Origin of the sequence: Winogradskyella jejuensis (assembly GCF_900129745.1) — a bacterium.
In the GTDB taxonomy this organism is placed as follows: domain Bacteria; phylum Bacteroidota; class Bacteroidia; order Flavobacteriales; family Flavobacteriaceae; genus Winogradskyella; species Winogradskyella jejuensis.
Map to the genome: position 1 here is coordinate 855,423 of NZ_FQWS01000001.1, position 23,293 is coordinate 878,715.

Here is a 23,293-nt window from a genome sequence, read left to right on the forward strand (position 1 = left end):
ACCATCAAAAAACTTCAAACACATCCTAATTACAGGAATTCAAATGCATCTTTTTTATAAAAATGTACCATTTTTTGACGGCTAAACTCAAGCAGAATAACTTTCATTTCTACAATCAAAAACTAATTTTCGGTTGTATATTTATTAATTCATCTAAAGCCTTGTAATTATGATAGACTGGTTTTCTAATTTGGAGTTTTTCTCTAAAGTGTATTGGAGTATTGCGCTAATTGGCTCAATTGTATTCGTAGTTGTAATGCTTATGGCATTTGCAGGTGGAGATGCTGATGATATTGGTGATTTAGATTCTGACATGGATGCCGATATTGGTGCTGGTTTTCAGTTTATAAGTTTTAAAAATTTAGTAGGCTTCTTTACCATTTTTGGTTGGAGTGGTATTGCTTGTATCGATGCTGGTCTAGGGACTATTCCTACGGTTATTATTTCTGTAGTTTGTGGACTGCTAATGATGCTTATTATGGCAACACTATTCTATTTTATTTACAAACTGAGCGATAGTGGTACGTTAGATTATAAAAACGCTATTGATGCCGTTGGCGAAGTTTATTTAACCATTGGCTCAGACCGCTCTAAAATGGGCAAAGTTAGCGTAACTATACAAGGCACAATGCGCGAGCTAGATGCCCTTACTGATTCTCTTACTGATTTAAAATCTGGTACTATTATAAAAGTCGTCGATGTGACCTCCAACGGTATTTTAATCGTAACTCAAAACAAAAAGCCTATAGAGGCTTTACAACTTGACATGAATGACACCAAAAAATTAAATGCTTAATATCTTAAATACTAACCTATGAAACACTCTTTTTTCCTCTTACAAAACATGCTAGAAGGCATTGGTTCTACAATGACTATTCTGTTTGTTGCACTGTTTGTTATTTTAACTTTGTTTATACTTATTAAACGCTATAAACGCTGTCCGTCGGACCGTATATTAGTAGTTTACGGTAAAGTTGGTGGTGGTCAGTCTGCCAAATGTATTCATGGTGGAGCAGCTTTTATTTTACCAGTAATTCAAGATTATGAATTCCTAGACTTAACACCAATTTCTATAGAAGTTAACTTGGTTAATGCACTATCAAAACAAAATATTCGTGTTAACGTACCTTCTCGTTTTACCATTGGTGTGTCTACAGAGCCAGGCGTTATGCAAAACGCTGCTGAACGTTTATTGGGCTTAGGCCAAAATGAAATACAAGATTTAGCACAAGAGATTATTTTTGGTCAATTACGTTTGGTAGTTGCTTCAATGGATATTGAGGAAATAAATTCTGACCGTGATAAGTTCCTCGCTAATATTTCTCAATCTGTTGAATCTGAATTGAAGAAGGTTGGATTAAAATTAATCAACGTAAATATTACCGATATTGTTGACGAGTCTGGCTATATCGAAGCACTTGGTAAAGAGGCAGCTGCTCACGCCATTAACGCAGCACGTAAGTCTGTTGCCGAAAAAACTAGAGATGGTTCTATTGGTGAGGCCAATGCTGTGCAAGATGAAAGAACCCAAGTTGCAGCAGCAAATGCCCAAGCAGTTGAAGGAGAAAACACCGCTAAGATTGCAGTTGCAAATTCCGATTCATTACGTCGTCAGCGCGAAGCAGAGGCTGAGCGTGTGGCAATCGCAGCAGAAAAAGTACAGTCGGCAAAAGCCTTAGAAGAGTCTTATGCTGCTGAGCAACAAGCCGAACTGGCAAGAGCAGAGCGCGAGCGTTCATCGCAAATGGCCGATGTTATTGTCCCTGCAGAAATTGATAAACGTAAAGTAGAAATTGATGCCGAAGCTGAAGCTGAGCGTATTAGAAGACGTGCAAAAGGAGAAGCTGATGCTATTTTGTTTAAAGCCCAAGCTGAAGCAAAAGGACTGTATGAAGTCTTAACCAAACAAGCCGCAGGTCTCGATGAAATAGTTAAAGCCGCAGGTAATAACTCTAAAGATGCTGTTTTATTATTAATTGCAGATAAATTACCAGAGTTGGTAAAAACGCAAGCCGAAGCTATTAAAAACATAAAAATAGATAAAGTAACCGTTTGGGAAAATGGTGGCGGAAAAGATGGACAAACATCGACCTCTAACTTTATTTCTGGTATGTACAAAGCGGTACCGCCATTACAAGAAATGTTTAATATGGCAGGAATGGACTTGCCTGAGTACTTAAAAGGAAAAGATAAAAAAGAGATGGATGCAGATGATGCTGAAGTTGAAAAATCTGAAGAATAAATCCTAATTACAAAAATTCCACCTTCATGGGTGGAATTTTCATTCTACAATCTAATGGATAAATTCACTTTTAAAAGAACGCTTCCTATTTGGAAACTTATTTTAGGCTTTATAGCTTTAGTAGTTGGCATTGCTTCGTTATTTAGTAGTTTTACTGGTTTTATTATTCTAGGTATCGGAATTTACTTTCTTTTAGTTGATGGATCAGAATTTGATTTTATAAATGGAAAGTATAGAAAAATAAAATCAATCCTTGGAGTATCAATTGGTAAGTGGGAAACGCTTCCAGATATTGAGTATGTATCTGTTTTTAAAACAAATGAAGTCACTACATTACGTTCTAGATCGGCAGAAGCTAATGTGAAAAATGAAATTTTTAAACTAAATCTATTTTATAATAGAAACAAAAGAATCGAGGCTTATAGAACATATGACAACAATGATGCTTTTAAAAAAGCAAAGGAAATAGGCGCTTTATTAAATGTTGATGTTTTAGATGCTACCATGAGAGAATCTAAATGGTTGTAGTTGATTTTTCATCTTGAGAACTTTTACAATTAATTAAAATTGATAACATTTTATTAATTTTGAAGTATAAAATCATTCAATCTTGGAATTAAATCTACAAGACATTCCTCGTGTAAAAACAATTACCAAAGAGGATTTTATTAAACACTACTTTAAACCTCAAAAGCCTGTAGTAATTGAGCGTTTTATTGAAGATTGGCCTGCATATTCCAAATGGAATCTTGACTACATGAAAGAGACAGCAGGAGATAAAATCGTGCCTCTATACGATGACAGACCCGTAGATTACAAAGATGGATTTAATGAAGCTCATGCCAAAATGAAGATGAGCGATTATGTAGATTTACTCAAGCGCGAGCCTACTAAGTATCGTATTTTCCTTTGGAATATCTTAAAAGAAGTACCTCAACTTCAGAACGATTTTAATTATCCTGATTTTGGTTTACGCCTTATGAAAGGCTTACCAATGCTATTCTTCGGCGGAAGAGATTCATATACATTTATGCATTATGATATTGATTTGGCTAATATTTTTCATTTTCATTTTGAAGGAGAAAAACAATGCATCCTCTTTGATCAAAAGCAAAATAAGCATTTGTATAAAATACCGCACTCGTTAATCACAAGAGAGGATATCGACTTTGCCAATCCAGATTTTGAAAAATGGCCAGCACTAAAAAATGCAACGGGCTGGGTTTGCAATCTAAATCATGGTGAAGTGCTTTACATGCCCGAAGGGTATTGGCATTATATGCGTTACATTACGCCTGGTTTTTCCATGAGTTTGCGTGCTATTGCTCGTAATCCTAAAAATTTGGGCAAAGCCGTTTATAATGTATTTGTTATGCGGAGTTTTGACAATCTTATGCGCCGTATTAAAGGCCAGAAGTGGATAGATTGGAAGAATGAACAAGCCATTTTAAGAACAAATAAAGCCCAAAACGCTATTTAATAAGTTCATTAAGTTTTTCGTAAACTAGATTAGATTCCCAGCCGCGGTACAACAAATAGTCAGCAACCTTCTTTTTCTTTTTGTAAATATTTGTTTCTTTAACTTGTGCAATGCGCTTTTCTGTAAGTTCATGTAGGGTTTGGTAATAGTCATCTAAGTCTATTTCTTTTAAGGCAGAATCAATACTGTAATTAGAAATTTCACGGAATTTCAATTCTCTAATAATTCTATTTTTTCCCCATTTTTTTATCCTAAATTTTCCTCGTGCAAACGCCTTAGCAAAACGTTCTTCATTTAAATAATTATTAGCAATTAAATGTACCATAATTTGGTCTATTGCCTCGGGAATCATCCTCATTTTCAATAATTTATCTTTGACTTCTTTATGACAACGTTCTTGGTAAGCACAGTAGTTTTCGAGTAGTTTTTGCGCTTCATCGACAGAATAGGTTTTTTGAGGGTTCATTTGGTAAAAATAGCCTCTAATTTGTTTACTTTGATAAAGATTTATTTAAATTAATCTGTTATGTTAAGAAAATTACCCCTTATACTGCTATTACTTGTATCTTTTATTAACCTAAGTTATAGTCAAACTACAATTTATTCTGAAGACTTCACTGGACAAGATGGAAAAGGTGCAATAGGACCTGGCCCAATCACAGATGTATCAGGTGTTTCATGGACTGTAGATATTAGTAATGCTTCTCTTACAGCCACAAATGATTATTTTCAAGTTAGAAATGAAATGTTTGAAGCTAGAGACCTTGACACAGACGCCACATGGCTATCTCCTGTTATTGATATTACAAACTTCACTAATGTTCAATTCTCTTTAGAGGCTTCAGAAAATGATACCACTGACACCCTCGAAGATGCTGACACTTTTGTAACAGAATATAGAATTGATGGTGGTGCATGGACACTAGCCGCAAATAATGGCACTATAATCAACGATTTCCCTCTTACTGTTGTATCAGACACAGGCTTGTCTGGTTCTACTATAGAGCTTAGAGTTACAATAACAGTTAATGGTAATGATGAAAGGCCACTGTTAGATAATATCCTTGTAGAAGGTACTGCTCCTGTGATACCTACTGTTAATGTAAGTCCGTCATCTATAACTGGATTAGGGTATGTAGAAGGGGATGCTTCTTTAACAGAACAAAGTTTTGGTGTTGTCGGTTCTACACTTACAACAGATATAGTTATAACTGCACCGACAAATTTTGAAATTTCTTTGACTTCTGGTACAGGTTTTGGGGGCTCAGTTAATTTAACACCAGCTTCTGGTGATGTAGCACTTACAAACATATATGTAAGGCTTATTTCTGGTCTAACAGTAAATACTTACAGTGGTAATATTACATTAGCTAGTACAGGTATTACAACTATAAATGTACCTGTTGATGGTGAAGTTACTGCTACAATCCCTAATTGTTCTGAATTAATTATTAGTGAATATCATGAACCTCAAGGCGCTGGAACTGGAAATAATAAATACATAGAGCTCTATAATCCTACAAACAGTACAATAGACTTAACCGCTTATAGAATTGCTAGATATAGTAATGGAGGAACACTTCCTAATATTGCTAATCTATCTGGCACTGTAGGCCCGTATTCAACCTTCTTGTTATCTAGAAATGGTGCAGCAATAACAGGAGATTTAGTTATCACAGGTAACGCTTTAAATTTTAGTGGTAACGACGTAATGGCTTTACAAACCATCAATGGTGAAAATATAGATGTGATAGGATTTATCGGAGATGGATCAAATTTTGCTCAGAACACAGTATTAAGAAGAAACCAAGATGTTACAATACCAACAGTTGCATATGATGTCTCTCAATGGACTACTGCACCTGTAAATGATACGAGCGACCTTGGATTACATGTAAATGATTGTGCTTGTCTTACATCTACAACGTGGGATGGCACATCTTGGAGTGCAGGGACACCAGATGCTTTTACCGCTGCTATTCTTGATGGGGATTACACTGTCGATGCAACAAATCCAAGTTTTACTGCTTGTAGCCTAGTTATTAATTCTGGTGGAAGCTTGACTATTAGTAATGGTTATCATATTGAAATCATGAATGATATAACAGTAGTTGATGACGGTTCAGCTTCAAACGAAATTACTGTAGAGACTAGAGGTAGCCTAGTTCAACGTGGAGACGGTGCCTTAGCAGGCTCATTTACTCTTGGAACTGATGCTACATCTGTAGTCAACAAAACCACATCACCATTAACTAATTGGTATGATGTCACATATTGGAGTTCTCCAGTTGTAGATGAAAGTACTGATGGAGCATTGTTTAACAGTAGTAGAGTATTTTGGTTCGATGCAAACAACTATATTGATGCAGATGGAGACAACCTAGATGATGATGCAAATGCATGGATTAGAGAGCAAGGTGATTTCCCAATGACGCCTGGTCAAGGTTTTGCAGGTAGTCATAATCAAATTGGTTTTTTAGGACCAGGATTCTCTTATAGTTATGTTTTTGAAGGCGCTTATAACACAGGAGATATTACTTACCCAGTTGTTAATGACCCAACAAATGGACTACATTGGAATCTCATAGGTAATCCATACCCTTCAGCAATAGATATTGACGCATTTTTTAATCAAAACGGGACTGTTGCCCCTGGTAATAATACTGTTTATGAAGTTGTGTATATGTGGTCTCAGGTTAATCCAGTAGATGGTGCTAACCCAGGGAATGAGGTGCTTAACTATAATCAAAACGATTATATAACTGTTAATGCCCTAGGTGAAGCTGGAAATGGTACTACCGCTGCGCCATCTAGACAAATTCCTTCAGGACAAGCATTTTTTGTTCCTTCAGCATCTAGCGGTAATGTTGTATTTACAAATAGTATGCGTGTAAGTGGAGATAACTCGAATGATGAATTCTTTAGAAGCTCATCAGCACAAACTTCAAGTTCAGTAGAGAAGTTAAATATTAATTTAAGCTCGGATATTGGAATATACAGTCAGATTTGTGTTGCATACGCGGATATAGCTACGGACGAGGATGATGGTAATACTATAGATACAAGCAGGAATTATGCAGGCAACGCTGGCGTACTCTACTCCTTGGATAACAATGGAGACGGCTTCTATGTCATTCAGGGTAAAGCTAAGTCTAGTCTTAATGAAGATGAAACAGTGAAATTAGGTTTTGGTGCTTACATAACAACTACTGAAACTTATAAACTTGAACTTGTAAAAAGAGAAGGTGAATATTTAACATCAAATCCTATCTATTTAAAAGATAATATGTTGAATATAGTACACGATTTAACTAGTGAAGCTTATATATTTACTTCTGAAGGTGGTACTTTTGATGAGCGTTTTGAAATTGTGTTCAAGAATCAGGCTCTTTCAGTTGAAGAGATTGACTTTAATGAAAACAGTTTAATCATAACAGAAGTTGAAAAGGATAAGATTATGTTTGAGCTTAAGAGTTCTTCTCTGACTATAGACACCATTGCGATTTATGATTTACAAGGTCGACTAGTTTATGATTTAGAAGGTGATTCTAATTCTGAAACTTATAATCTTTCTAACCTTAATAGCCAAGTATATATCGCTAAGGTTAAACTGTCTAACGGGTTGGTTATTTCTAAAAAATCTATCAAAAAATAATTGTCTATTTATTATAATAAAAAAAGCCTCTTAGTAAATTTAAGAGGCTTTTTTATAAACTATATGTAACAGAAAATATAAAGTTTCTACCAGCACCAGAAATACCTGAAGAATAAGGTCTGTAACGTTGATCTGTAATATTTTCTAGGCTAGCCGTAATTTCAAAGCTGTCACTGACTTTAAACTGTGCTCTTAAGTTTAAAGTATACCAAGATGGTGAATACGGATTTCCGTTTTCGTCTGTTGCATAAAGGTATTCTTTATTTATTTCGGATGGTGCTAAATCTTCAAAAGATAATTCATCGTTATAAATAGCAAAAGCATCAAAATTCCATTTTTTAAATTGCCATGTTAGATGTGTACGTCCAAAATTTGGAGCAATATGCCTCACAGGGACTTCAATACCGTTATCTTCCTCCACACCACCAATGATATTGTATTGTGATTTTAACTTTAAATTTTTAGTGAAATTTATTTCAGCACCAACTTCAAATCCATAAATATATTCTTCAGATGCATTTTGAATGGCTTGGACAGTACTTAACTCCCCATCATATAAGATTTCTGTTTGTCCATTTAGAGTAAAGTTTCTTCGAATAAGTGCATTATCTAAAAAAGTATAATACGTTGCCATATCAAGTCTAACAACATTTTCAAAGTTTAGTTTTAGTCCTAATTCCGCTCCATAAGCATACTCGGGATTTAATCCATTATTGGGCACCACAACTGAGCCTGGCTCAGAGTCAAACACTTTACCAATATCATCAATATTTGGTGCTCTGAATGCTGTAGAGGCATTAAAATTCCACTCTATGGTCTTATTAGGTATCCATCTAATACCAGCTGTACCCGTAAGTGCTCCAGCATTGACTTTAGAAGTATTAAAAGGTAAGTTCAAAAAAGTATTGTTAGCCGTAAAATCGGCATTAGCTACAATATGATTGTATCGTAATCCTGACTGAAAAACAAATTTTTCATTGGGTCTATATTTATAACTGGTATAGGCCGCGATAGATTGCCAAGTAGCATCATCTGGATATCTCGAGATAGACACAGTACTTTGATTTGTATTGATATTAGTTTCTAAACCATAAGAACCCACAATATTATATAAATATTCAATCCCATAAAATAAGCTAGACGTTTCGCTTAAGGTTTTTTCTAAATCTAAATTAAATAATAACGCATCAACAGTTTCAGACCGAGTTCTCCGCGTATCAGATTGAAAGGTTCTGTCTATCCGACTCTCTTGAAAATTTTGATAGGCAACAGTTGCCTGAATCTTGTCATAAAATGAAGAATTACTACTAAGTTTTGTTGCAGAAAAATTACTCATAAACCATTTCTGTGGTCCATAATTCCACTCTGCCGATCTTAATCCTGTACCTTCAGGCCTTATTAATCTATCATATCTCCCATACTCTGAAGTTGTAGAAAAATGAAGTCCTAAATCGAATTTTAAATTATCCGCGGGCTCATAATGCACTTTTTGCATCAGATTTATTTGGTTGTAACCTGTTGGAGACTGTATCTGAGGGTCTGGGTTGTCAATTAATGTATCTACGCCATTGATGGTTTCTACATATTGAGTCTGGAGATATTCGTCTGGACCATGACTACCCATTCTTAAATCATCAAAATCTGTGTAACTAATACTAGTTAAAAAACCCCATTTTTTATATCCTAAGTTTATATCTGTATGAGCTGTTTTTTCATTATTAGCCGAAGAGTATCTGACTACAGCATTTGTTTTTAAAAACAATTCATCCTTGAAAGACAATTGAGGTTTTTTGGTATAAAAACTCATAACACCTCCAATAGCATCGCTTCCATAAACCACAGAACCAGAACCTAGTGTTACTTCTGTTCTCTGAATAGCAAATGGGTCTATAGATATAACATTCTGTAGATTTCCACCCCTAAAGATTGCGTTGTTCATCCGCACACCATCAACCGCGATTAACAATCTGTTCGTAGAAAACCCCCTTATGATAGGACTACCACCTCCAAGCTGACTCTTTTGAATAAAAATATTACCTGTAGCTTGTAATGCATCTGCACTAGTTTGTGGATTAGCTATAGCAATATCATTAGCACTAAGGCTTACTATACTTTGGGGTATGTCTCTTTTACTTTGCTCAAATTTTGAAGCGGAAACTACAACCTGGCTTAAGTTTTCACTTTCAGAAATCATTAATACTGTATTGTTGTTTGTAGCTAAAATAGCCTTTGAAGATTCAAATTTTTTGTAAGTATAACTTTGAAATATAATAAGTTCGTTTAAAAAGAAATCATCAATACTGGCCTTACCGTCGATATCGGTTACAACTATTTTTGTTTTATTAAAATTATATAAAACTACTCCAGGAATGGGCTCGTTAGAAATTTTATCTTTAACCGTAATAGTTTGTGCACTAGCTACAATAGTGAAAAATAATATTGAAAAAAGGGTTAATATTGATTTTGGAAAATTCAAAATTTATATGCGAATCTTAACGAAAAACTTCGTTTAAAACAGTTAACGATTTTGGCTTTTTAAAACCTTCCAAATGTAATTCAAAATATAACAATAGCACACCTAAAAAGTCTTGTCTTTCTCGTGCATTAAGTTTTATATTATGAAGTTCATCAAAATTTATGCCCTGAAGCTCTTTTAAGAGTGTTAAATTTTTACCTGAAATAGAATATTGCCCGTAAGAAACATTTTCAAAATAGCCTGATTGAAGATTGAAATATTTTGAATTATCTCTAGGTGCATCTAGTTGAAACCCTAGATATCTTGATAGCTTAAGAAGGTATAGCAAGTGAAAATTTGCAAAACTATCCTCACTATCTAAATATTGAAAGGCTGTTTCTATAAATTGAAACAAATCTTCGTTCCTCTCTTCTTCCTTCAAAACAATAGACATTAACTCCGACAGAAACAGTACAATGGCGCTTTTGTATACGTTAGTATAAAGCGTTTTGTATAAATAATTAGTCTTTATTTCTTTGAGATAATGTAGTGACTGGTTTGGTTTATAATTTTCTTCTACAGAAAGCTGCATTAAAGGTTGAAAATACACGGCCTTAGCTCTACTAGACTTAGAAGATTTTAGTCCACCTTTAATAAGATAACTAACCGTACCTCTGTGTTTAGTATAAGTTTTAACGATTAGGTCGTAATCTTTGTACTTTAGTTTGCTTAATACTATGAGATTGGTTTTAGTGAGCATAAAAAGTCGAGAAGCTATCTTACGATGAGGAGTTTAATAATTTTACTCTCAAAAGTGTCCAAATCATTAATAATGATAAGATAAACACCTGACGCCACAACATTATTAGCTAGATTTTTTCCATTCCAGATTCCTGTACCTCCATCTATGGCTAAGTTTGTTCTTAGATTAGAATTCCTACGATTTACTCGCGATTGAGCTTCAGCTACTAAATTTCCTGTTACGTCTGTTATCTTTACGTTTACATTTTCAGTTAATCCAACTATCTTAACTCCTTTATTAATATTATTTAAATCGTTAGACCCTAACACATTATACTCAGGACGAACAGGGTTTGGGTACGCGTAAGCATCTGATAATTCTTCTACAGGAGAAGAACCCCCTGCTCTAAATGCCAATAGACCATTTGGCGTAGAAAAGTATACTGTTCCATTAGTTTCATCTATTGATATATCATTAATTGCATTTGTTGGCAAAGGCGAATTCTCCTTAGTAAAGTGGTATATTGTTGTTTGTCCATTGGGTGTAAAATAAAAAACCCCTGAATCTTGTGTCCCTATCCATTTGTTATTAGAGCCATCTACTTCAATATCTGAAATAGCTTGGTTTTCTAGTAGTTCTCGAGCTAAACCGTCTTCTAGAAATATTATTGGTTCAACTTCAGGATTATCGTCTTCAAAAAATCCTGAAGTATTAAATAAAACTCTTAATCCAAAAGCAGTTCCTATCCATAATTGTCCAGAATTATCTACCGCAAGAGACCTAATCCATGTCGTGGGTAGCCCTTGAGTTTCATCTTTTATTTGCTTAATTCTAGGGCTTTCATTTTCATTGAAGGCTATAAGTCCATTAAAAAAGGAACCTATCCATTTTGTCCCTGTATTATTATCTATGGCTATGTCATAAAAACCTAATTCATCATCAACAGGGTCTTCAATAAAATCTGCAAAACTAAAAGTCTGCCACTGGTCGTTAGCTGGATTGTACGATTTTAAAGCTAAATCTACTCGGCTTGTTAGATTCCATAAATTACCTTCTGAATCAAACTCAGCGGCTCCTGTTCTTATATCCACAAAAGTTGGAAATGCTGATTGAAGTGGGCTATTGGTCTCATCGAAAAAATTGGTGGCTTCAAAATTATTAAACTCTAATATACCATCTATGAAAGAACTCACAAAAACCTGATTTGGATTATTAGGGTTTATGGTAATCTTGTTTAACTCTCGCATCCCTAAAAGACTATCAAAAGGGATGTTTGACCACTCCTCATTTCTTAATATACTTACTCCTCTGTTATTCAGAGGATATGGATTTAAGAACTGATCATGTTCTCCAAAAGTTACCCATACGCCATCTCTAAAAGCTTGAATTCTAAATCCGTTGTTTCTTAGTGGTCCATCAGGTCTTATCTCTGTAAATAATGAGAGGTTATTTGTATCGGTTTTTAACACTCCAAAACTTGTTGTACCTATATATACATCAGAATCAAAACTAATGGCTGAAGAATATTGGGTATTAAAATCTGGTGATTGGTCTATTTGAGCTGTAAGACTTGCAGCAGAATTAAAGATAAAAACAGATTCTGCAGTAGTATATAATAGTTTTTCATTAGTAGATTCAGAATCTAACGGTAAAACATTAAAGTTAAAAACTGGTGTAGGAATGTCATTTACAAACTCAATTAGGTTTCTATCTGTTCTTAGACCGTATAAGCGGTCTTCTGATTTCTCGATTGATACATAACTGCCTGTTGCTATGGTTTCCCATTGACCTGAATCAATTAAGTTAGGGTTTGATAAAAGTCCTTTCTTTAAACCATTACCTCCGTTACACGCAGCGTAAATAAAATCATTAAAAACAGTCGTTTTCTCAACAGGTATTTGCGCATTGCTATTACCAATAAAGTAGGTGTCTCCAAACTCTAGTCTTTCTAAATCGTATACAGATATTCCAAAATTTGTAGCTATATAAGCAAATCCTTGATATTCATTAAAATCGTTTATAGTTTTTATGCTTGGGTCTATACTTTCTTTTTCTATAATATCTACAACTGTAAGTACGCTCTGGTCAGATTCAAAATAAATCTCAATAAGGCCATTTTTATAACCAATGAGTAATAATTGATTTGATGCGCTATACTCTATAGTAGAGATTAGCTCTCCTGAAAGCCCCTGAATTGTTGTTATCTTTTCTATTTCATTAGTGTTTACGTCGTAACTAAACACAACATTCTCTGAGGCTGCATAAATTTTAGTATCGCTTTTTGTAATATCTACAATTTCGAAAAAAGAAAAATAGTCTTCCCATAAAGCCGAAAAATCTTGGGATTTAACTTTTTGGGCACTTAGGGAAAGTATTAAAAAAACGAATAGGTATCGTTTTAACATCGTTATCTTAAGTTTGTTCAAATATATTTATTACTAACGTTATATTTTGGGTTATCATATATAAAAAAAGCTCCCACAAGAAACTGCAGGAGCTTTTTAATAATTTTCAGTGAAAATTACACTATTCCTTGAGCTAACATGGCATCTGCAACTTTTACAAAACCCGCAATATTAGCGCCTTTTATATAGTCAATTGAGCCATCTTCATTTTTGCCGTATTCTACACAAGAATCATGGATATCTTCCATAATATCTTTTAGCCTTGCATCTACCTCTTCTCTTGACCAGCTTAATCTCAAAGAATTTTGACTCATTTCGAGACCAGAGGTAGCTACACCACCTGCGTTTGAGGCTTTCCCGGGAGCAAATAAGATTTTTGCATTTTGAAATTCGTGTATAGCTTCTGGAGTAGATGGCATATTTGCACCTTCAGAAACACATAGACAACCATTTTCTATAAGCTGTTTAGCTTCTTCTCCGTTTAATTCGTTTTGAGTAGCGCATGGCAATGCTATATCACAAGCAACAGACCAAGGTCTTTCCCCTTCGAAATACTTTGCATCAGGATATTTATCTACGTACTCACTAATACGACCTCTCTTTTCGTTTTTAAGCTTCATTACAAATGCTAATTTTTCAGAATCAATCCCTTCTTCGTCATGGATATATCCTCCAGAATCAGAAAAAGTTAAAACTTTTGCTCCTAACTCTATAGCTTTTTCAGCCGCGTATTGTGCAACATTACCTGAGCCTGAAATTACTACTTTTTTACCTTTGAAAGAATCTCCTTTGGTTTTAAGCATGTTTTCGGCAAAATATACGTTACCATATCCGGTTGCTTCGGGACGTATTAAAGAACCTCCCCATGATTGCCCTTTACCAGTTAGAACACCTGTAAATGAATTCTTCAGCTTCTTATACATGCCAAACATAAAGCCAATCTCACGCGCTCCAACACCTATATCACCGGCAGGAACATCTGTGTTATGACCAATATGTCTTGATAACTCTGACATGAAAGCATGACAAAAACGCATAATTTCATTATCACTTTTGCCCTTAGGGTCAAAGTCAGAACCCCCTTTACCACCGCCCATTGGTAGAGTTGTTAATGCATTTTTAAAAACCTGCTCAAATGCTAAGAACTTTAAAATACTCGCATTTACAGAAGGATGAAAACGTAGTCCTCCTTTATATGGACCAATTGCAGAATTCATTTGAATTCTATATCCTCTGTTGACCTGAATTTCGCCAGAATCATCTACCCAACATACTCTAAAAGAAATTAATCTTTCTGGTTCAACCATTCTTAACAGAATATTTTTTCCATGATAAATGTCGTGCTCAACGATGTAAGGAATTACTGTTTCAGCAACTTCTTGCACTGCTTGAAGAAATTCTGGCTCATGACCATTACGTTGCTTAACAAGGTCTAAAAAAGCATCTATCTTATCTTTCATTTAAAAAAATTTTAGTGTATTCTTAATTTAATCTAACAAAGATACATTATCTGTAAAAAAATCGATTTATTTTTTTAATATTATCAATATATTTTTGATATTTAATTTTTAGCTTAGTTGCTTAGTATTGAATAATATTTTTGCATTTCGTCCGTTTTATTTTGTATTTCGTCGATATTTTATATATTTGCTCATGTCTAAATCTTAAAAGACTTAACCTATGGCCATAAATCTGAGGCAATTACTGATTATATTTATGTTAGTTTTTGTATCCTTTAAATCTCAAGCACAGTTTGGCTTTTCCCATGAAGTCGGTGTTATTACTGGTCCTGTACAGTTTAGGTCAGATTTTGGTCAACGTTTTAATGAAGAAAACAACATTGGTAATACAGGCTATGGTATTGGGCTTATTCATTATATAAATTTTTCCTACAGAGCAGATTGTAATTGCTATACTTCAGACACTTACTTTAACGATCACTTTAAATTAAGAAGTGAAATCTCTTACAATAAAACTAAATTAGACCATTTTGGTCGTTGGGTAGATGAAACTCAATTTGGTATTGATGGACAACGTTTAAGAGCTCATTCTGGAGAAGCAGAGAATTTCGATATTGGAATGCAATTAGAATGGTTTCCATACAGTATCAGAGCATTTTCTTCTCACGCTGGTGGTTGGGCACCTTTTGCAAGTATAGGTGTACATTACACTATGTCTAATCCAAAACAATTTACAACATTTGCAAGGCAAGGCGGAAGTGGTATATCTGATGAAAATATTTTTAACCCTGACAACATATACGGTCCTTGGATACAAGCAAGTAACGGAGAATATCCCATTGATACTAGCTCTATAAATGCTTGGTCTGTTGTATCTAGTATTGGTACGCGATACAAATTGACTATATTATCAGATTTAATGATAGATTTAAGATTTCAGTATTATTTTAGTGATTGGATTGATGGCTTAAACCACAAATTACCTTCTAACAAGTTTAATGATGTATTGATTTGGTTAAACTTTGGTTACATTTATTACTTAGATTAAATCCAATTCTAAAACTACAGTTTTTCCTAAATTGATTTTTGAATACTTCTCTAGTTTTAACATTCACCTACATTAACTTAAGACAAATTATGGAAGAAACATTCGAAGATTATAGTAATGGCTTAATTATTTGGCAATTAATTATAATTGTGTCAATAATTTTGATTTTATTTTTTCTTATCAAATTCTTATTGAAGAAGCAAAAGAAATAATATTTAATATAAAAGTTATCTTATAGCCTTTTCTAAATCTGCGATTAAGTCATCTATATCCTCTATACCAACGCTTAATCTTATAAGCGAATCTACAACACCTGTTTTCTCACGCTCTTCCTTTGGTATACTTGAATGCGTCATGCTTGCTGGATGACCTGCCAAAGACTCCACACCACCAAGAGATTCAGCTAATGTAAATACCTTAAGATTTTCAACTATCTTAATAGCTTCATCATAATTATTTCCTTTGGCCACGAAAGAAACCATGCCACCAAAGTCGTCCATTTGAGATTTTGCGATATCATGGTTTGGGTGATTTTCGAAACCTGGCCAATATACTTTCTCAATCTTTGGATGGTTGGCTAAATATTCTGCTACAGCCTTTCCGTTTTCGCAGTGACGCTGCATGCGCACATGTAATGTTTTTATTCCTCTAAGTGCTAAGAAACTATCTTGGGGTCCACAAACAGCACCGCTTGCGTTTTGTATAAAGTATAAACTATCTGCTAAATCTTTGTCTTTTACAATAAGTGCTCCCATTACTAAATCTGAATGTCCACCGATATACTTTGTGGCAGAATGCATTACAATATCTGCACCTAAATCTAGAGGACGCTGTAAGTAAGGCGTAGCAAAAGTGTTGTCTACGGCTAATAAAACATTTCTACGTTTTGCAATTTCTCCTACACTTTTAATATCTATAATATTCATCATTGGGTTAGTTGGTGTTTCAACCCAAATCAGTTTTGTGTTTCCATTGATATAATTTTCAATTTTAGAAGCATTATCCATACCAACAAAGTGAAATTTAATCCCAAAATCTTTATAGATACGGGTAAATAAACGGTAGCTTCCTCCATATAAGTCGTTAGTAGAAATAACTTCATCTCCAGGTTTTAGTAATTTTAAAACAGCATCAATGGCTGCTAAACCAGAACCAAAAGCTAAACCATAATTCCCGTTTTCTATACTTGCAAAGGCATTCTCAAGAGCATTACGAGTTGGATTATGTGTACGTGAATATTCGTAACCTTTATGTCCTCCTGGCGTGGATTGTGCGTAGGTGGATGTCTGATAAATTGGTGGCATAACAGCTCCGTAAGCTAGATCGTGTTTTTGTCCTCCGTGTATTGTTTTTGTATTGAATTTCATCGCTCTGTTTTACTTTAATGGCAGGATACATCAAAATTTTGAAGATAATTAAACCCAACCATAACAAATTTAATCCTTAATTCGTTGTATTCAAATGTATACTATACCTTTATTGAATGTTCAACAAAAGTTATTTCGGTTTGAAAAAAATTGCTTCATTATTAGTCATTTTCTTATACTTTCTTTCATGTAAAGAAGAAATGAAACCTTTAGAGTTTAAAACATTATCTATTGAAAACACATACGCAGCCGACATTGAAGTTACTTTTGATAAAGCAAAACCTAATTCGGACATCGCTAAAACCGTAAATGAGACTATTATCTCTACAATACTGAAGAGCATTCCAATATCTGAAACTAATAATCCAAAAACTATTGAAGAAGCTCTGAATTCTTTTGATGAAGAATTTAAAACGTTTAAGACTGATTTTGAAGACAGTGAGCAAACATGGACATTAGCAATTGAAACTGAAGTGCTTTACAAAACCGAAAACATTATTGCTATGGGTTTAAGCGTCTATTCAGACACAGGAGGCGCACATGGTAACGATAGTATTCAGTTTCTCAATTTCAACCCATCTTCGGGTGAATTATATACTTATGAGGATTTATTTTCAGACATGGAAGGTTTTAAAAAATTGGCCGAAAGCTATTTTCTAGACCATATGAAAAATGAAGGTTCTGAGGCTACAGAATTCTTCTTTGGCAAAGATTTTCAACTACCAGAAAATATTAGTTTTAATGAGGAAGGTGTAATTCTACTCTACAATCGATACGAAATTGCTTCTTTCAACCAAGGCTACACCGAGTTTGTAATCCCTATTGATAAAGCCCAAGAGTTTTTAAAATTCTAATTCGAATATTTTTTCGTAATACCTTTAATTACTGGGCCCACGGTTAGACCTTGACCAACAATTGAGACAATTACAACGAGGTAAGTTATAACTAGAAACAGATCTTTACTCATTTCTGAGGTAAGGCTCAATGCCAATGCTATAGAAATTCCTCCTCGCAAACCTCCCCAAGTCATAATAACTGTTGTTTTTGGAACAAAATCCAAACGTTTTGCAAAAAGCTTAACAGGTATAAATAGTGAAATATATCGACATGCTAATATTACAGGAATGGCAATCAGGCCTGCATAAACATAGTTTAAATCCATAGTTAGTACTAACATTTCCATACCAATCATAACAAATAATATGGTATTAAGTAATACATCTATAAGCTCCCAAAACTTGTCAACATAGGCCTCTGTAACCTCAGACATAGACGTTTCTCTAATGGTATCGTTACCCACAATTAACCCAGCTGTCACCATAGCTAACGGCGCAGATAAATGTAGTTGGTGTGCTAAAAGAGTGCCTCCCATCACAGCGGCAAGAGTTATAATAACCTCAACTTCATAGTTATCGATAGATTTCATAAGTCGGTAAGCAACCCAACCCAATAAACCTCCAAGTAATATCCCACCTCCAACTTCTTGAATAAAAAGCGTGGCAATTTCAGAAAACTCTATAGCAGCATTTGGCTTTTTCGCTATAGCGTAAATGGTTAAAAATACCACAACACCTACGCCATCATTAAACAAAGACTCCCCAACAATTTTGGTTTCTAACTTTTTTGGGGCACCCACTTTTTTTAAGATGCCCAAAACTGCAATTGGGTCTGTTGGTGAGATTAAGGCACCAAACAAAAGACAATGAATAAATGAGACATTAAATCCCATAGAAATTAGAAGAGGATACATAATAGCTCCTACTAATAAAGTCGATGTCATCACTCCTATTGTGGCAAAAACCAAAATAGGCCAACGTTGTATTTTAAGCTGTTCAAAATTAGTATGGAGTGCTCCAGCAAATAGCAAGAAACTCAACATAATATCGAGTAATAAAGTTTCAAAATTAATGTTAGAAATAAACTCGCGTTCTGTCTGAAGAATGGTATCATCAACTTGGCCAATTACGACTGCTACCAAAGTGAAAACTATGGTTATAAGCATTAAACCTATAGTAATTGGGAGCTTTAAAAAACGAACATTTATATACCCAAAGAGTGCTGATAAAACAATTAAAATTGAAGCGATACCAAAGTAATCCATAATCTTAAAGTGCTTTTATTAATGCTAAAATATATCCGTAGTGAATACCTTCATGAAAATTATTAAACGCTAAAGCTTCGTCTACATTTGTTAGAATACTTCCTGTTGAAACAGTATATTCTTTATAGTCATTAAAAACACCGCTACTGTAATCTTTTTCCGTTTGATTTATTGGGAAATATAATAAATTTCTTATCTCGTCTACTTCTTCTTGGCTTACATCTCTTTCTGTTTTTGTGCCTTTTCTGTATAGAGAGATTATTTCGTCTGATAATACGCCTTCTAACCCAGACAATTTATAAATTAATAATTGTTGCGTTACAATACAATGTGCAATATTCCAAATGATATTATTTTTGAATCCTGCAGGCACTTTATTTAGCTGTTCTAAAGTAAGCCTATCTAAAAAGCCTTCTAGTAAAATTCTATTTTTCCTTGTAACATCTATATCATAATGCATCTTACTATATTTTTACTAAATGTACTGTATTTTCTTCTGAAATGAAGTTTCTTTGCAATTACAAATTACGTCATTCTTTACCGATGAAAAAAATATACCATCTAAGTACTTGCGACACTTGTAAACGTATTGTAAGTGAGCTTGATTTACCCTCAGGATTTACACTTCAAGATATAAAAACAGAAGCTATCACAGAAGCCCAACTCGAAGATATGAGAGCTCTAACTGATAGCTACGAGAGTCTATTCAGTAAACGAGCGAGGCTTTACAAAGAACTTGGTCTAAAAGACAAATCTCTGACAGATGAGGACTATAAAAATTATATTTTAGAGCATTACACATTTCTAAAACGACCAGTAATTTTGGTTGAAAATGAAATTTTCATCGGCAATTCTAAAAAAGTAGTTGAAGCTGCCAAATCAGCCATTCATGAAAAGTAGAAATCTTGCAATAACCGCTTTATTTGCAGTTCAGCTTCTCTATGGTATTAATTATACATTAGCCAAAACCATAATGAATGAAAACTATGTAAAACCATTTGGTTTAGTAGTTCTCAGAGTTGGTGGCGCTACACTTCTGTTTTGGCTATTGAGTTTGGTTTACAAAACTGAAAAAATTAATACTAAAGATTTTTCAAAACTTTTTTTAGCAGCCATATTCGGGGTTTTTATAAATATGCTTTTCTTTTTAAAAGGACTAGAATATACTTCGCCAATACACGCATCAACCATAATGACAATTACCCCAATTGTTATTTTAGTACTCTCGGTATTTGTATTGAAAGAAAGCATTACCAAACTCAAGATTTTTGGAGTTGCCCTAGGTTTTATCGGCGCATTAGTTTTAACACTCTACGGAAAATCTGCACGGGCTGCAGATAATGTTCCTTTAGGAAATTTAATGATTTTTCTCAATGCCATATCCTACAGTATTTATGTTATACTTATTAAACGCTTAACCGAAAAATACCATCCATTAGCATTTATAAAATGGTTATTTCTATTTGGTCTAATCTTGGTTTTGCCCTTTGGATTTACAGAAGTTATGGAAATAGAATGGGACTCCTTTACTACTGAAATAAGCTATTCATTACTTTTTGTAGTTGTTGGTGCTACGTTTGGAACTTACCTTTTAAATCCATTGGCTATAAGCCGTCTTAAAGCTTCTACAGTGGGGATTTTTATATACCTACAACCTGTAATTGCAGGATTATTTGCAGTGATTAATGGTGCCGATTTTATTGGTATTGTAAAAATCATAGCCGTATCATTAATATTTTTAGGCGTATATTTTGTGAGTAAAAAGCCTAAAGCAACTCACTAAATTTGTCTTTAAAAACCGAAATATTTGATGGTGTAAAAAAGATTCCTCAAGCCTATTGGGATAGCCTCAAGTGCTGTAAAAACATTTACTATTCTCCTGAATTCTTAGAGGCTTTTGAAATAGCAAACAAAGACATTGCCTTTAACTATGTTTTTATTACCCGAAACGGAGAAGCTATTGCTTTTGCAAACACCCAACTAGTAACTATTGGTGTTGAAACCATTACCAAAAATATTAGGATGAATGCCTGGGCAAAACGAAATATTAATCGTTTGTTTTGTGACAATAGCATTAGAATTCTCTTCTGTGGAAACATTTTTTTAAGTGGCGAATACGGTACATTTCTAAAAGAAGGTGAAGAAAAAATTGAAACTTTTGAATGTCTAGCCGAAGGCATTAGACGCTTATCTGAATCTCTAAAAAGGCTTCACGGTTTGTTTGTAAAAGACTTTAAAAACGAATCTCTTTACATTACAAAACATCTAGACAAGTTTGGGTATACACCTATGCAAGTAGAGCCCAACATGATTATTCAACTAAAACCCGAATGGCAAACTTTTGAAGATTATAAAACCGCTCTTAAATCTAAATACCGGGTAAAAGCCAATAAGGCCGATTCTAAAAGTGAGCTTTTGGTTTCAAAAAAATTCAGCAAAGATGATATAGAAACCTATAAAATCCAACTTCAAGAACTTTATCAAAACACCATAGATAATGCCGATTTTAATGCTCAGATTTTAGATTTAAACACCTACACCTATCTCAAAGAAAGTTTCTCTGAAGAGTTTACGGTGATTGGTTATTTTCTAGAAAACAAACTTGTTGGCTTCTTATCTGCTATGAAAAACGGAGATAATCTTGATGCGCATTTTATAGGTATTGATTACAGCAGGAATAAAGCGTTTGGCATTTATCCTCGTATCCTTAACGACTATGTAAGACTTGGTCTATCAACCAATGTAAAGCGTATTAACTTGGGTCGTACAGCTTCAGAGATTAAGAGTACACTCGGCGCTCAACCCGAAGCATTAACATGCTATTTTAAACACAAAAGAGCCTTCCCAAATAAAATGATAAGACCCTTTGTAAAGAATGTATCTATAAAGACATTTAAACAGCATCAGCCATTTAAATAGATATATTTTTTGGTTTCACACCATGTTTACGCGTATCTTCTTTTGTAAGTGTTTTATAACTTTCAGATTTAGGAAATTTATCAGCCAATTTAAGTAAATTTTCTGGGAGTCCGCAAAGCTTTCTCGTTTTTATGTCAATCCATCCGCCTTGCATTTCGCAATGTGCTAAATTTTCGCCTTTATGGTTGTAAAAATTATGTTCAAACATAAAAAACATGCCGTCCTCACTTAATCCAGAAACTTCAATAGTTACCGTAATTGGAGTACCAATAAACGACTCTTTAAAATAATACATATGCTCATAAAATACCACTGGGCCAATACCATTTTTAAGAATTTCTTTCATCGAAAATCCCTGTTCTGCGAAGAAAGACATACGCGCATGACTCATAAAATTAGTATATGCAGAATTGGCTAAATGCCCATTTGCATCGACATCGCTCCAACGTATTTCAAATTGTTTTTTGTACATAATTGCTTTCATTTTAATCAAGCTGCAAAGATAAAATTAAAAGCGTTCTATTTTGTACCTTTGGCCAACTTTAAAAGTTCGTGTATTATATGATACAATCAATGACCGGTTATGGGAAATCTGTTCTTCAGCTTCCTACCAAAAAAATAACTATAGAATTAAAATCCCTTAACAGTAAAAATCTTGACCTTAATGTGCGTATACCATCGATGTACCGCGCAAAAGAGCTTGATGTAAGAAAAACCATAGCAAAACACTTGGTAAGAGGAAAGATTGATTTTTCGCTATATGTTGAAGTCACTGGCGAAGACACCAGTTCAAAAATCAATAAAACGGTTGTTAAAGAATATATTAATCAGCTGAAAGATGTTGTTGACGGTGATGAGACTGAACTTTTAAAAATGGCCATTCGTTTACCTGATGCTGTTACTACTGAGCGTGATGATATTGATGAAGACGAATGGAAAGCTATACAGAATGAAATAAACACAGCTTTAGAGCATATAAAAACCTACCGTAAAGACGAAGGCCAGACGCTTAAACAAGATTTTGAAAACCGTGTCGTGACCTTAAGAGATTTGCTGAATAAGGTGATAGAAATGGACCCAGACCGTATTGATGGTGTTAGAGCTCGCTTAGAAAAAGGCATTGCTGATATTAAAGAAAAGGTAGATGAGAACCGTTTTGAGCAAGAACTTGTTTACTACATCGAAAAATTTGATATTACCGAAGAAAAAGTAAGACTAGATAATCACTTAAATTATTTCATCTCTTCATTAAACTCTGATGATTCTAACGGCAAAAAGCTAGGCTTTATTTCTCAAGAAATAGGTCGTGAGATTAACACAATTGGGTCTAAGTCTAACTATGCACCAATGCAAAAGCTGGTGGTACAAATGAAGGATGAGTTAGAAAAAATAAAAGAACAAATGCTTAATGTGCTTTAA

The 23,293-nt window shown here is 34.1% G+C and carries 20 protein-coding genes; 11 read left to right on the plus strand and 9 right to left on the minus strand.

Features of this window, described 5'->3' with window-relative positions:
• Window positions 1-169 precede the first annotated feature (169 nt).
• The 4 genes from BUB95_RS04025 to BUB95_RS04040 all read left to right on the plus strand — a co-directional run bounded on the left by BUB95_RS04025 (window position 170) and on the right by BUB95_RS04040 (window position 3,722).
• Window positions 170-796 carry a hypothetical protein gene (locus BUB95_RS04025; protein WP_073083442.1) on the plus strand — a complete coding sequence of 209 codons (627 nt, stop codon included), beginning with the start codon at window positions 170-172 and terminating at the stop codon, window positions 794-796.
• Window positions 797-868: 72 nt separating this feature from the next.
• Window positions 869-2,242 carry a flotillin family protein gene (locus BUB95_RS04030; RefSeq protein ID WP_234969249.1) on the plus strand — a complete coding sequence of 458 codons (1,374 nt, stop codon included), beginning with the start codon at window positions 869-871 and terminating at the stop codon, window positions 2,240-2,242.
• A 54-nt stretch (window positions 2,243-2,296) separates the two neighbouring features.
• A complete protein-coding gene (locus tag BUB95_RS04035; RefSeq protein WP_073083447.1) occupies window positions 2,297-2,770 on the plus strand; it encodes a hypothetical protein in 474 nt (157 codons plus the stop codon).
• Between the two features lie 82 nt (window positions 2,771-2,852).
• On the plus strand, window positions 2,853-3,722 hold the full coding sequence (locus tag BUB95_RS04040) for a cupin-like domain-containing protein (RefSeq protein ID WP_073083449.1): 870 nt from the start codon (window positions 2,853-2,855) through the stop codon (window positions 3,720-3,722).
• Here BUB95_RS04040 and BUB95_RS04045 read toward each other — a convergent pair.
• On the minus strand, window positions 3,715-4,188 hold the full coding sequence (locus BUB95_RS04045; protein ID WP_073083452.1) for a regulatory protein RecX: 474 nt from the start codon (window positions 4,186-4,188) through the stop codon (window positions 3,715-3,717). The two genes, BUB95_RS04040 and BUB95_RS04045, sit on opposite strands and share 8 nt — an antisense overlap.
• Before the next feature lie 60 nt (window positions 4,189-4,248).
• Here BUB95_RS04045 and BUB95_RS04050 point away from each other — a divergent pair, with 60 nt between their 5' ends.
• Complete coding sequence (locus tag BUB95_RS04050) at window positions 4,249-7,377, plus strand: lamin tail domain-containing protein (protein ID WP_073083454.1); 3,129 nt, start codon at window positions 4,249-4,251, stop codon at window positions 7,375-7,377.
• A 52-nt stretch (window positions 7,378-7,429) separates the two neighbouring features.
• Here the strand turns inward: BUB95_RS04050 and BUB95_RS04055 are convergent, their stop codons facing one another.
• From BUB95_RS04055 to gdhA, 4 genes are all read right to left on the minus strand, one after another.
• The gene (locus tag BUB95_RS04055; protein ID WP_073083457.1) at window positions 7,430-9,853 is read right to left on the minus strand and encodes a TonB-dependent receptor; all 2,424 of its coding nucleotides are present in this window, start codon (window positions 9,851-9,853) and stop codon (window positions 7,430-7,432) included.
• 16 nt (window positions 9,854-9,869) lie between these two features.
• Window positions 9,870-10,592, minus strand: coding sequence for a DNA repair protein RecO (gene recO, locus BUB95_RS04060; RefSeq protein WP_073083460.1), 723 nt, complete (start codon window positions 10,590-10,592; stop codon window positions 9,870-9,872).
• Between the two features lie 14 nt (window positions 10,593-10,606).
• Window positions 10,607-12,979 (minus strand): type IX secretion system anionic LPS delivery protein PorZ, encoded by a 2,373-nt coding sequence (gene porZ, locus BUB95_RS04065; RefSeq protein ID WP_073083461.1) that lies wholly within the window; start codon window positions 12,977-12,979, stop codon window positions 10,607-10,609.
• 116 nt (window positions 12,980-13,095) lie between these two features.
• The gene (gdhA, locus tag BUB95_RS04070) at window positions 13,096-14,439 is read right to left on the minus strand and encodes an NADP-specific glutamate dehydrogenase (RefSeq protein WP_073083462.1); all 1,344 of its coding nucleotides are present in this window, start codon (window positions 14,437-14,439) and stop codon (window positions 13,096-13,098) included.
• A 220-nt stretch (window positions 14,440-14,659) separates the two neighbouring features.
• On the opposite strand from gdhA, the gene BUB95_RS04075 reads away from it, so the two are divergent.
• Window positions 14,660-15,487 (plus strand): THC0290_0291 family protein, encoded by an 828-nt coding sequence (locus tag BUB95_RS04075; RefSeq protein ID WP_073083463.1) that lies wholly within the window; start codon window positions 14,660-14,662, stop codon window positions 15,485-15,487.
• A 227-nt stretch (window positions 15,488-15,714) separates the two neighbouring features.
• On the opposite strand, the gene BUB95_RS04080 is transcribed toward BUB95_RS04075, so the two are convergent.
• On the minus strand, window positions 15,715-16,854 hold the full coding sequence (locus tag BUB95_RS04080; RefSeq protein WP_073083464.1) for a cystathionine gamma-synthase: 1,140 nt from the start codon (window positions 16,852-16,854) through the stop codon (window positions 15,715-15,717).
• 140 nt (window positions 16,855-16,994) lie between these two features.
• Here BUB95_RS04080 and BUB95_RS04085 point away from each other — a divergent pair, with 140 nt between their 5' ends.
• Entirely contained in the window at window positions 16,995-17,708 is a 714-nt protein-coding gene (locus BUB95_RS04085) for a DUF3298 and DUF4163 domain-containing protein (protein WP_159432633.1), read from the plus strand.
• Here the strand turns inward: BUB95_RS04085 and BUB95_RS04090 are convergent.
• Together BUB95_RS04090 and BUB95_RS04095 are read right to left on the minus strand one after the other, a co-directional pair.
• The gene (locus BUB95_RS04090) at window positions 17,705-18,955 is read right to left on the minus strand and encodes a cation:proton antiporter (protein WP_073083466.1); all 1,251 of its coding nucleotides are present in this window, start codon (window positions 18,953-18,955) and stop codon (window positions 17,705-17,707) included. The genes BUB95_RS04085 and BUB95_RS04090 overlap by 4 nt on opposite strands.
• 4 nt (window positions 18,956-18,959) lie before the next feature.
• Window positions 18,960-19,415: a DinB family protein gene (locus BUB95_RS04095; RefSeq protein ID WP_073083467.1), complete on the minus strand. Its 456-nt coding sequence runs from the start codon at window positions 19,413-19,415 to the stop codon at window positions 18,960-18,962.
• An 83-nt stretch (window positions 19,416-19,498) separates the two neighbouring features.
• On the opposite strand from BUB95_RS04095, the gene BUB95_RS04100 reads away from it, so the two are divergent.
• The 3 genes from BUB95_RS04100 to BUB95_RS04110 are packed head-to-tail and all read left to right on the plus strand — an operon-like array spanning window position 19,499 to window position 21,874.
• Complete coding sequence (locus BUB95_RS04100; RefSeq protein ID WP_234969240.1) at window positions 19,499-19,855, plus strand: arsenate reductase family protein; 357 nt, start codon at window positions 19,499-19,501, stop codon at window positions 19,853-19,855.
• A complete protein-coding gene (locus BUB95_RS04105; protein ID WP_073083470.1) occupies window positions 19,845-20,738 on the plus strand; it encodes a DMT family transporter in 894 nt (297 codons plus the stop codon). The genes BUB95_RS04100 and BUB95_RS04105 overlap by 11 nt, the downstream gene beginning before the upstream one ends.
• A 2-nt stretch (window positions 20,739-20,740) precedes the next feature.
• Window positions 20,741-21,874: a hypothetical protein gene (locus BUB95_RS04110; protein WP_073083472.1), complete on the plus strand. Its 1,134-nt coding sequence runs from the start codon at window positions 20,741-20,743 to the stop codon at window positions 21,872-21,874.
• On the opposite strand, the gene BUB95_RS04115 is transcribed toward BUB95_RS04110, so the two are convergent.
• Complete coding sequence (locus BUB95_RS04115; RefSeq protein WP_073085071.1) at window positions 21,867-22,346, minus strand: acyl-CoA thioesterase; 480 nt, start codon at window positions 22,344-22,346, stop codon at window positions 21,867-21,869. The genes BUB95_RS04110 and BUB95_RS04115 overlap by 8 nt on opposite strands.
• 89 nt (window positions 22,347-22,435) lie before the next feature.
• Here BUB95_RS04115 and BUB95_RS04120 point away from each other — a divergent pair, with 89 nt between their 5' ends.
• Window positions 22,436-23,293 carry a YicC/YloC family endoribonuclease gene (locus tag BUB95_RS04120; protein WP_073083474.1) on the plus strand — a complete coding sequence of 286 codons (858 nt, stop codon included), beginning with the start codon at window positions 22,436-22,438 and terminating at the stop codon, window positions 23,291-23,293.